Origin of the sequence: Pseudomonas syringae group sp. J309-1, assembly GCF_032582135.1 — a bacterium.
GTDB lineage: Bacteria > Pseudomonadota > Gammaproteobacteria > Pseudomonadales > Pseudomonadaceae > Aquipseudomonas > Aquipseudomonas quasicaspiana.
On the sequence record NZ_JAWHNU010000021.1, the window covers coordinates 73,490 to 83,515 of the forward strand.

At 57.3% G+C, this 10,026-nt stretch carries 8 protein-coding genes, 1 tRNA gene and 1 riboswitch; of the genes, 1 reads left to right on the plus strand and 8 read right to left on the minus strand.

The genetic code is table 11. From position 1 onward, the window contains the following. Nucleotides 1–108 precede the first annotated feature (108 nt). The 5 genes from RX972_RS13850 to ltaE all read right to left on the minus strand — a co-directional run bounded on the left by RX972_RS13850 (nucleotide 109) and on the right by ltaE (nucleotide 5,723). Nucleotides 109–199 (minus strand) — tRNA-Ser (locus tag RX972_RS13850). A 62-nt stretch (nucleotides 200–261) separates the two neighbouring features. Continuing rightward, a complete protein-coding gene (gene csrA / locus RX972_RS13855; RefSeq protein ID WP_002554426.1) occupies nucleotides 262–450 on the minus strand; it encodes a carbon storage regulator CsrA in 189 nt (62 codons plus the stop codon). Nucleotides 451–620: 170 nt separating this feature from the next. Then, the gene (locus tag RX972_RS13860; protein ID WP_027900085.1) at nucleotides 621–1,853 is read right to left on the minus strand and encodes an aspartate kinase; all 1,233 of its coding nucleotides are present in this window, start codon (nucleotides 1,851–1,853) and stop codon (nucleotides 621–623) included. Nucleotides 1,854–1,949: 96 nt separating this feature from the next. Then, nucleotides 1,950–4,574, minus strand: coding sequence for an alanine--tRNA ligase (gene alaS / locus RX972_RS13865; protein ID WP_316876074.1), 2,625 nt, complete (start codon nucleotides 4,572–4,574; stop codon nucleotides 1,950–1,952). A gap of 144 nt (nucleotides 4,575–4,718) precedes the next feature. Beyond that, nucleotides 4,719–5,723, minus strand: coding sequence for a low-specificity L-threonine aldolase (gene ltaE / locus RX972_RS13870; RefSeq protein WP_316876076.1), 1,005 nt, complete (start codon nucleotides 5,721–5,723; stop codon nucleotides 4,719–4,721). A 181-nt stretch (nucleotides 5,724–5,904) separates the two neighbouring features. Then, nucleotides 5,905–6,050, plus strand: a riboswitch (FMN riboswitch). A gap of 126 nt (nucleotides 6,051–6,176) precedes the next feature. Here ltaE and RX972_RS13875 point away from each other — a divergent pair. Beyond that, nucleotides 6,177–6,686: a 6,7-dimethyl-8-ribityllumazine synthase gene (locus RX972_RS13875; RefSeq protein ID WP_095094594.1), complete on the plus strand. Its 510-nt coding sequence runs from the start codon at nucleotides 6,177–6,179 to the stop codon at nucleotides 6,684–6,686. Between the two features lie 353 nt (nucleotides 6,687–7,039). On the opposite strand, the gene astE is transcribed toward RX972_RS13875, so the two are convergent. The 3 genes from astE to astB all read right to left on the minus strand — a co-directional run bounded on the left by astE (nucleotide 7,040) and on the right by astB (nucleotide 9,774). After that, nucleotides 7,040–8,047: a succinylglutamate desuccinylase gene (gene astE, locus RX972_RS13880; RefSeq protein ID WP_122396610.1), complete on the minus strand. Its 1,008-nt coding sequence runs from the start codon at nucleotides 8,045–8,047 to the stop codon at nucleotides 7,040–7,042. 32 nt (nucleotides 8,048–8,079) lie between these two features. Further along, nucleotides 8,080–8,364 (minus strand): hypothetical protein, encoded by a 285-nt coding sequence (locus RX972_RS13885; RefSeq protein WP_027900080.1) that lies wholly within the window; start codon nucleotides 8,362–8,364, stop codon nucleotides 8,080–8,082. Between the two features lie 63 nt (nucleotides 8,365–8,427). Further along, entirely contained in the window at nucleotides 8,428–9,774 is a 1,347-nt protein-coding gene (astB, locus tag RX972_RS13890) for an N-succinylarginine dihydrolase (RefSeq protein WP_027900079.1), read from the minus strand. Nucleotides 9,775–10,026 lie beyond the last annotated feature (252 nt).

Here is a 10,026-nt window from a genome sequence, read left to right on the forward strand (position 1 = left end):
ATTTGTTGCCGCGCATTATAGGCCGTCGAATCTTTTGGTCAAGAACTTTTTTCTAGTAAATTCAACAACTTACCGATTAAAGCCAGATACAACGTACTACGCAAATAATGGCGGAGAACGGGGGATTCGAACCCCCGACACCCTTGTGAGGTGTACTCCCTTAGCAGGGGAGCGCCTTCGGCCACTCGGCCAGCTCTCCGCAACACGGGGCGTATAATAACCACCCTTTTCCCCGTTTGCAAACCAAAAATTCAATAAAAATTAATGGCTTGGTTCTTCGTCCTTCTCTTTCTTGATGCGCAGGTAAATCTCTTCACGGTGGACAGCGACTTCCTTGGGTGCGTTAACACCAATGCGCACCTGGTTACCTTTGACGCCGAGCACGGTCACGGTGATTTCTCCATCACCAATGATCAGGCTTTCTGCGCAACGACGAGTCAGAATCAGCATACCTTTCTCCTCACGCACTACATTCAGGAACAACAGTCTGCAAACCGAAGGCGACAACCGCGGCAGTAGCGCGGCTGTCACCAAGGTATCGACCGGCAAAAGCAAAAGAACAGTTTTCGCCCGGCAATAACACAAGAGGCGCAGTCAGTCCGCGACCCTTGCCGATACCATCACTCACCCTGTCGAGGCGCATCCAGCTCAAAAGCGGTGTGCAGCGCACGTACCGCCAGCTCCAGATACTTCTCTTCGATCACCACCGAAACCTTGATTTCCGACGTCGAGATCATCTGGATATTGATGCTTTCCTTCGCCAGCGATTCGAACATGCGACTGGCAACACCTGCGTGAGAACGCATGCCCACGCCAACAATCGATACCTTGGCGATCTTGGTATCGCCAATCACTTCACGGGCATTGATTTCACGCGCAGTGTTTTCCAGCACCTGCAGGGCAGCCTGGTAGTCATTACGGTGAACGGTGAAGGTGAAATCGGTGGTGTTATCGTGCGCAACGTTCTGCACGATCATGTCGACTTCGATATTCGCGGCGCTGATCGGCCCGAGAATCTTGAACGCCACACCCGGGGTGTCTGGCACGCCACGGATGGTCAGCTTGGCCTCATCGCGGTTGAAGGCGATGCCGGAAATGATCGGCTGTTCCATGGATTCCTCTTCATCAATGGTAATGAGGGTACCTGGACCCTCCTTGAAGCTGTGCAATACGCGCAGCGGGACGTTGTACTTGCCGGCAAACTCCACCGCACGGATCTGCAATACCTTGGAACCGAGGCTGGCCATTTCCAGCATCTCTTCGAAGGTAATCTTGTCCAGACGCTGAGCCTGGGAGACCACACGTGGATCTGTGGTGTAAACACCATCGACATCGGTGTAGATCTGGCATTCATCGGCCTTCAGCGCCGCAGCCAATGCCACGCCAGTGGTGTCAGAACCACCACGACCCAGGGTCGTAATGTTGCCGTTCTCGTCCACGCCCTGGAAACCGGCGACCACAACCACACGGCCAGCCTTCAGGTCGGCACGAATCTTCTGGTCATCGATCTGCAGAATACGCGCCTTGTTGTGCGCGCTGTCCGTCAGGATACGGACCTGATTACCGGTGTACGACACTGCTGGCACGCCACGCTTCATCAGCGCCATGGCCAACAGGGCGATCGTCACCTGCTCGCCTGTCGATACGATCACATCCAGCTCACGAGGAACCGGCTGATCACTGATCTGCCTGGCAAGGTCGATCAGGCGATTGGTCTCGCCACTCATGGCAGAAAGCACAACCACAAGGTCGTCGCCCTGCTCACGGAATTTCTTGACCTTGTCGGCAACCTGCTCGATACGCTCTACAGAGCCCACCGAGGTGCCTCCAAATTTCTGTACGATCAAAGCCATCTCAAAGCCGCCTCTGCCCGATTAAGGGCGCCCATTAAACGTTAAATCCAAGCGCCGGGCGGCCACGCCTGTGCGTGGCTGCTCCGGAAGGTCGACTTAAATACCCTGCTCGACGAAAGGCGCGGTCAACGCCAGCGCTGCATCCAGCGCCCCCGCGTCAACACCACCACCTTGCGCCATATCAGGACGACCGCCGCCTTTACCACCTACGGCCGCAGCGGCCTGCTTCATCAAATCACCGGCTTTGAGTTGGCCAGTCAGGTCCTTGGTTACGCCTGCAACCAGTACGACCTTGTCTTCATGCACACTGCCGAGCAGGATCACTGCGCGACCGAGTTTGTTCTTCAACTGATCGACAAGCGCCAACAGCGCTTTGCCATCCAGACCGTCCAGGCGCACGGCCAGCACTTTCACGCCTTTGACATCCAGCGCGGAGGAAGACAGATCGTCGCCCGCTGCGCTGGCCGCCTTGGCCTGCAATTGCTCCAGTTGTTTTTCCAGCAGACGGTTGCGCTCAAGCACAGCCGTCAGCTTGTCCAACAGGTTCTCGCGGTTGCCTTTGACCAGCGTCGCGGCTTCCTTGAGTTGATCTTCTGCAGCATTGAGGTAGCCCAGCGCAGCTGCGCCGGTGACCGCCTCAATGCGTCGAACGCCAGCGGCCACGCCGCCTTCGCTGACAATCTTGAATACTGCGATGTCGCCGGTGCGAGTGGCATGAATACCACCGCACAGCTCGACGGAAAAATCACCGCCCATGCTCAGCACGCGCACGCTGTCGCCGTACTTCTCGCCGAACAGCGCCATGGCGCCACGCGCCTTCGCTGTTTCAATGTCGGTTTCGACCGTCTCGACTGCCGTGTTCTTGCGGATTTCGTCGTTGACGATGTCTTCCAGCGCTTTCAACTGCTCAGGCTTGATGGATTCGAAATGGCTGAAGTCGAAGCGCAGGCGCTGACTGTCGACCAACGAGCCCTTTTGCTGAACGTGCTCGCCCAACACCTTGCGCAAGGCTGCGTGCAGCAAGTGAGTCGCGGAGTGGTTCAACGCCGTGGCGTTACGCACCTCGGCATCGACTTCGGTGTTGACCGAAGCGCCCACCGTCAAGGTGCCGGCAGCGACAACGCCATGGTGCAGGAAAGCGCCACCGGTTTTGGTGGTGTCACGAACATCGAAGCGTACTTCACCAGCGCTGAGGTAACCGGCATCACCAATCTGGCCACCCGACTCGGCGTAGAACGGCGTGGTATCAAGGACTACAACGCCCTCTTCGCCTTCGCTCAACTGCTCGACTTTCTGACCGGCTTTATAGAGGGCCACGATCTTCGCTTCGCCGCGAGTCGCTTTGTAGCCAGTGAACTCGGTCGCCACGTCGACTTTGACAAGGCTGTTGTAGTCCATGCCGAACGAACTGGCAGAACGGGCGCGAACACGCTGCGCATCCATCTCGCGCTCGAAACCTTCCTCGTCGAGAGTCAGGTTGCGCTCACGGGCGATGTCGCCAGTCAGGTCCATCGGGAAACCGTAGGTGTCGTAGAGTTTGAACACCACGTTCCCCGGCACGACATTACCTTTGAGTTCAGCCAGATCCTGCTCGAGGATCTTCAGGCCCTGCTCCAGGGTCTTGGCGAACTGCTCTTCTTCGGCCTTGAGCACGCGCTCGATGTGCGCCTGCTGCTGAACCAGCTCAGGAAACGCAGTCCCCATCTCGGCAACCAGCGCCGCAACGATCTGATAGAAGAAGCTGCCCTTGGCGCCCAGCTTGTTACCGTGACGGCAGGCACGACGAATGATCCGACGCAGCACATAACCGCGACCTTCATTGGACGGCAGCACGCCATCAGCAATCAGGAAGCCACAGGAACGAATGTGGTCAGCCACTACTTTCAGCGAAGCCTGACTGTCGTTACCGCAGCCAATGGCTTTGGCCGAAGCAGCCAGCAGGCTCTGGAACAGGTCGATTTCGTAGTTGGAGTTCACGTGCTGCAGAACGGCACTGACGCGCTCCAGGCCCATGCCGGTGTCTACCGACGGCGCAGGCAGCGGGTGCAACACACCGTCAGCGGTGCGGTTGAACTGCATGAAAACGTTGTTCCAGATTTCGATGTAACGGTCGCCGTCTTCTTCCGGCGAGCCCGGTGGGCCGCCCCAGATTTCAGGGCCGTGATCGAAGAAAATCTCGGTGCAAGGACCACACGGGCCTGTATCGCCCATGGTCCAGAAGTTGTCGGATGCGTATGGCGCGCCTTTGTTGTCCCCGATACGGACCATGCGCTCGGCAGGTACGCCGATGTCTTTGGTCCAGATATCGTAAGCCTCGTCGTCACTGGCGTAGACCGTTACCCAGAGTTTGTCCTTGGGCAGGTTCAACCATTTTTCCGAGGTCAGGAAGGTCCAGGCGTAGGTGATCGCGTCACGTTTGAAGTAATCACCGAAGCTGAAGTTGCCCAGCATTTCGAAGAATGTGTGGTGACGCGCGGTGTAGCCGACGTTTTCCAGGTCGTTGTGCTTGCCACCGGCACGCACACATTTCTGGCTGGTCACTGCACGGGTATAGGCTCGCTTTTCCTGGCCCAGGAAGCAGTCCTTGAACTGGTTCATACCTGCGTTGGTAAACAGCAGGGTCGGGTCGTTGCCCGGAATCAGGGAACTTGAGGCTACACGGGTGTGGCCTTGCTCTTCGAAGAAGCCAAGGAAGGCTTCACGGATTTCTGCGCTTTTCATAGGTTCTTCCACGGAGACTGCGGCCAGAGGCAAGTGCAAAACGTCATATGACGTAGCGACGGCAAAGGGCCGCATTATATAGGCGTTGCGTCAACGGTACAGTCTGTTTGTACGATAGAACAAAGCTACTGGACTATCGGCGCTTCAAGTGCGGGAAAAGTCAGCAAATGCTGTGATTACGGTCTCGAGTTGCTGACGGGAAACATCCAGGTGAGTGATCATCCGCAGACGCGGCGCAGCACTGAGCGTGATACCGCGTTCGGCACAGAACGCCTTGAGCGCCTGAGCGCGATCGCCGATGTGCACATAAACCATATTGGTCTGCACCGGTTCAACCGAATAACCCAGCTCCGTCAGTGCAGTACCCAGAAACGCGGCGTTGGCGTGATCATCGGCCAGACGCTCGACCTGATGCTCCAGCGCATACAGGCCCGCTGCCGCCAGCATCCCGGCCTGACGCATGCCGCCGCCGACCATTTTGCGCAAGCGGCGGGCCTTGTCGATGAACGCCTGAGAGCCGCACAGCACCGAACCAATCGGCGCACCCAGCCCCTTGGACAGGCACACTGACACCGAATCAAAATGCTGAGTTATTTCCCGCGCATCAACGCCCAGTTTCACTGCGGCGTTGTATAACCGGGCGCCATCCAGATGCAGCGCCAGGCCATGTTGCTGAGTGAATGCGCGGGCTGCCGCCAGATAGCTCAACGGCAGGACCTTGCCCTGCATGGTGTTTTCCAGGGCCAGCAGACGGGTGCGGGCAAAATGGAAATCGTCAGGCTTGATGGTTTGCAGCACCTGATCCAGGTCCAGCGAACCATCGGCCCGGTTTTCCAGCGGCTGCGGTTGAATGGAGCCCAGGACCGCTGCGCCGCCACCTTCATACTTATAGGTGTGGGCCTGTTGGCCGACGATGTATTCATCGCCACGCTCACAGTGGGCCATCAAGCCCAACAGGTTGCTCATCGTGCCGGTCGGGACGAACAGCGCAGCCGCGAACCCGAGTCGGTCCGCCAACCAGCCCTCAAGACGATTGACCGTCGGATCTTCACCGTAGACATCATCACCCAGCGGTGCCTGCGCCATGGCGGCGCGCATCCCATGAGTGGGCTGAGTCACTGTGTCGCTGCGCAAGTCGATAACCGTCACGGTAAAGCTCCCTGGAAAAGACGAACCTCAGTTGTGAGGTTACGGATAGGAATAATCAAGGCGCTGGTGTTGAATTCCAAGACTTTCTTATAAGAAAAAGTCAGGACGACTGTAGGAATGCGTCCAAGCACATTCAGTAAAACTGTGATAAAAAATGCGCGCCGTTGAAATATTTCAGCGGCAACGTTCTCAGGGCGGGGTGCAATTCCCCACCGGCGGTAATGACGCGCAATGCGTCTAGCCCGCGAGCGCCTGCAAACGCAGGGTCAGCAGACCTGGTGAGATTCCGGGGCCGACGGTCATAGTCCGGATGAAGAGAGAACGGGATTGGCACCACTGCAACGCATCGCGCATCGTCACGAACGGATTTCGTTCCCATGATTGCCGGGCTTAGCCTGACCTTCCCATTCGATCCAAAGTGCCCTGTTTTTTTATAGACAGGAGACAGAACAGATGCAACCCACCGCAATCGACAGCAAAAGCAAAAACCACGCGAACGAGCGTATCGCTTTTATCCAGGCCTGCTGGCACAAGGATATTGTCGATCAGAGCAAAATCGGCTTCATCGCTGAAATGGCTAACCATGGCTACACCGAAGCGGACATCGATTTCTTCGAAGTCGGCGGCGCCTTTGAAATCCCATTGCATGCCAAACTGCTGGCCAACAGCGGCCGCTACGCAGGCATCGTCGGCGCAGCCCTCGTTGTGGATGGGGGAATCTATCGCCACGAGTTCGTCGCTCAGTCGGTGGTCAGCGCGCTGATGCAAGTACAGCTGGAAACTGAAGTGCCGGTGTTCTCGGTAGTCCTCACCCCTCACCACTTCCACGCAGGCGAAGAACACCTGAAGTTCTTCTTCGAACACTTCCTGCACAAAGGCCAGGAAGCGGCGAAGACCTGCGCGGATACCGTTGCTAAAGTGCGTGCGATTCGCCGTAGCGAAGGGCAGAAGAAAGTCGGCTGATTGACTGGTATCGCTCTCACGAGTTGGCGATGAACCTGTGCAGGCTGTGTGAAAACCTCACGAGCCAATTAGCTGGCTAAAAAACGCTCAAAAAAACGCGTTCCTACGTGAGTTTGAGGTCTGTGACCCACACAAACTTTTAAAGATTTCACGTGAGCGCGCGCAGTTTGTTTTTGTCTGAGGGTTTTCACACAGTCTGTGTGGGAGCGAATTCATTCGCGAAAGCGGCATTACAACCAACAGATATCTATCGAATGTACTGCCCTATTCGCGAATGAATTCGCTCCCACAGGTGCTCTGCAATTCCGAGATCTCGCAAAATCTGCGAGAGCGCCGCAATTATCGCGTCAGGCTCAGACCAGCCCATCCGCTGTAGCAGGCACAATCAATATCCCCGCGCGCAAGCCATTCTTGACCTTGGGATTCGGGAAAATGATCCTCGCGCCCTCTTCTTCTACTATCCAGCGTGAATGGCTCAGGTCGTCAGCCAGAACGTAGCCTTTATCCAGCGGCGAAAAGTTTTCCACGTCCAAGGGCAAGTGCAGCCTGAAACCATCGCTGTGCTTGATGATTTCCCGGGCAACGCTGAACAGCTGCAAACCCTCAAGACTTTCGTCCACCGCAGGCTCAGTGCCTTCGATCATCTGCTCCAGACGCGTGCGCAAGCGAGTCAGATCAACTTCCTGGTTCTGCCCGAACGGTCGCGCCTTGCCCAGTTCAAGGGTAAAAGCCTCGGCCCCGAGCTTGTCGTAGGTATAGGCGCTGAACACGATAGAGGGTTTGTTCTGCAGCAATACCGCCGTCATGCCTGCTGCCTGCAACCGCGCCAGCTCCCGGCGCGAATGCTGACGCCCTTCTTTCCAGGGATACAGCGCGAATTGTTCGATCTTCGAACCACGAATGGCCGTGTGCAGGTCGTAGTGCAAACGGTAGCGGTCCGGAATGCTGAAAAACGTCGCCGCCAGCCGCTCCAGCTCGCAGGCGCGCAACGCCTCGGCTCCACCGCTGTGCTCATGACGACCGTTGAACAGCCGATTAACGTCCTGCTCAACATACCGCTCGCCACGGCGCATGGCGTCGGGATTACCGAACAGGAAAAGAATACGTGCCCGCGGCTGTAATTCGCTGCGGGCAATGCTGCGGATCAATTCATCCAGCAGCTCGATAGGTGCCGTCTCGTTGCCATGAATTCCGGCGGACAACAGCAAATCCGTGCCGTTGTCCCGATCCTGGGCAGGACGCACTTCCAGCGCACCTTCGCTCAGCCATCGCAATCGCACTCCGGCGACTGTCACTTGAGTCTTTTCTGCCGGTTCACGTCCAGCCAAAGTCAGGTCAAGCAGTTTACCGAGGGCGAGCATAGGCACTGTTCCCTAAATGGGTGAAGTGGGTCTTAGTGATTGCAGTCCGGGCCGTGCACATGCTCTTCGTCTTCACCGACGTCGGCAGGCTCCATTTCCAGCTGCAGGCTGACCAGGTTGGTCGCCAGAGGACGCAACAACAGGTTCGCGTACTCGGCATCACCTTCTTCGACATCGACGCCGATCAGCAGCTGGCCGCGGCCATCGTGCTGAATCCAGATTTCCTTGCCCTGCCAGACGACCGCAACGCGGGTGCAGGAGGTTTCCAGCTGGGTGCCATCGGTGTCTTCAAGGATCAACTGCAGGGTGTCGCTCATAATCGGTGTTCTCTATGGAGAGGTAAGGACGGCGGGTCGTGCCAGACACCACCCGCCGGAATTTCAGGCCAGCTGAAAAGGATAAACTGCGCCCAGTTTAAGGATTTGCGTCAATTCATCCAATGCTCCGCGGCATTCGACCAGCAATTGCGGGTCTGCCAGATCATCTTCGCTCATGCGGTCACGATAATGCCTGTCGACCCACTGGGTCAGCGTGTCGTACAGCGGCGCGGTCATGATAACCCCGGGATTGACCGCCGCCAGCTCGGTTTCATTGAGCGCGACCCGCAGACGCAGGCACGCCGGGCCGCCGCCATTCTGCATGCTCTGCTTGAGGTCAAAGACTTTAACCTCCCTGACCGGACCAGCACCCGCGGTCAGCCCTTGCAGGTAACGCCAGACTCGCTCATTGCCGCGACACTCTTCGGGCACGACCAGCAACATGGTGCCATCGGGGCGGGACAATAGCTGGCTATTGAACAGGTAAGAACGCACCGCATCTTCGACCGAAACTTCGGCACGCGGAACGCAAATCGGCTGGAGCTGGCCGCCGCAACGGGCAAGCTTGTCCTGCAATTCAGCCAGCATGCGCTCGGTATGGAGAAATGCGTCCTCGTGATAGAACAACACTTCGCCGTTACCCACGGCAATCACATCGTTGTGAAACACACCCTGATCAATCACCGCCGGGTTCTGCTGACCGAAAACGACGGCGCTGTCACTCAAACCATGCAAGCGAGCCACGGCCTGGGATGCTTCGAGGGTCTGGCGCGCAGGGTACTTCTGCGGCTCAGGAAATCGCGAATCAAAAGCGCTGCGCCCGAACACGAAAAACTCCACCCCCGCCTCGCCATAGTCACGGCATAGACGCGTGTGATTGGCGGCGCCCTCATCACCAAACTGGGCAACAGAAGGGAGTGCCGCGTGGTGGGCAAAGTGTTGCGAATTGGCGAACATCGCCGCCAGCACGCGGCTGGTGGTCGGGTGCTCAATGCTGCGGTGGTATTTGCAGGCCAGGTTGGCGGCGGTGAAATGCACGCGGCCATCAGCGGTGTCGGCGCTCGGGCTGACCGTCGCGGCGTTGGCGACCCACATGCTCGAGGCTGAACAACTGGCAGCTAGCAGAGGTTTGGCTTGCCTGGCAGCCTGCTCGATCACATGTGCGTCTGTGCCGCTAAAGCCAAGACGGCGCAGACCGGCGATATCCGGACGCTCCTGTGGCGCGAGGACACCCTGGGTAAAACCCATGTCCATCAACGCCTTCATCTTCGCCAGGCCCTGCAACGCAGCCTCGCGAGGATTGGAGGACTGCAGGCAATTGCTTTGCGAGGCGACGTTACCGTACGACAGACCGCCGTAGTTGTGCGTCGGCCCGACCAGGCCGTCAAAATTGACTTCGTATGATTTCATCGGCTCGGCTCCGTGGATCTTTTCTTATAAGCGTAAGGTTCAATCATCGCTTCGCAGCCTTGGGCAGCTTTATCAAACAACATATAACTTACTGAACTGACATGGATTTTCTGTAGGAGCTGCCGAAGGCTGCGAAGCATTCATCCTGACACTCCGCCATCGCAGCCTTCGGCAGCTCCTTGTATGTTGCTCCTGCACCAAGGAGAAGGGTTAGTCTCTAAGGTGTGACATACGAGAAATACGTTTCTGGGG

Bases quoted from the DNA above. Each gene is read 5' to 3' on its own strand.
- csrA (WP_002554426.1), bottom strand. From the start codon at position 450: ATGCTGATTCTGACTCGTCGTTGCGCAGAAAGCCTGATCATTGGTGAT.
- astB (WP_027900079.1), bottom strand. From the start codon at position 9,774: ATGAAATCATACGAAGTCAATTTTGACGGCCTGGTCGGGCCGACGCAC.
- alaS (WP_316876074.1), bottom strand. From the start codon at position 4,574: ATGAAAAGCGCAGAAATCCGTGAAGCCTTCCTTGGCTTCTTCGAAGAG.
- RX972_RS13860 (WP_027900085.1), bottom strand. From the start codon at position 1,853: ATGGCTTTGATCGTACAGAAATTTGGAGGCACCTCGGTGGGCTCTGTA.
- astE (WP_122396610.1), bottom strand. From the start codon at position 8,047: ATGCTCGCCCTCGGTAAACTGCTTGACCTGACTTTGGCTGGACGTGAA.
- RX972_RS13885 (WP_027900080.1), bottom strand. From the start codon at position 8,364: ATGAGCGACACCCTGCAGTTGATCCTTGAAGACACCGATGGCACCCAG.
- RX972_RS13875 (WP_095094594.1), top strand. From the start codon at position 6,177: ATGCAACCCACCGCAATCGACAGCAAAAGCAAAAACCACGCGAACGAG.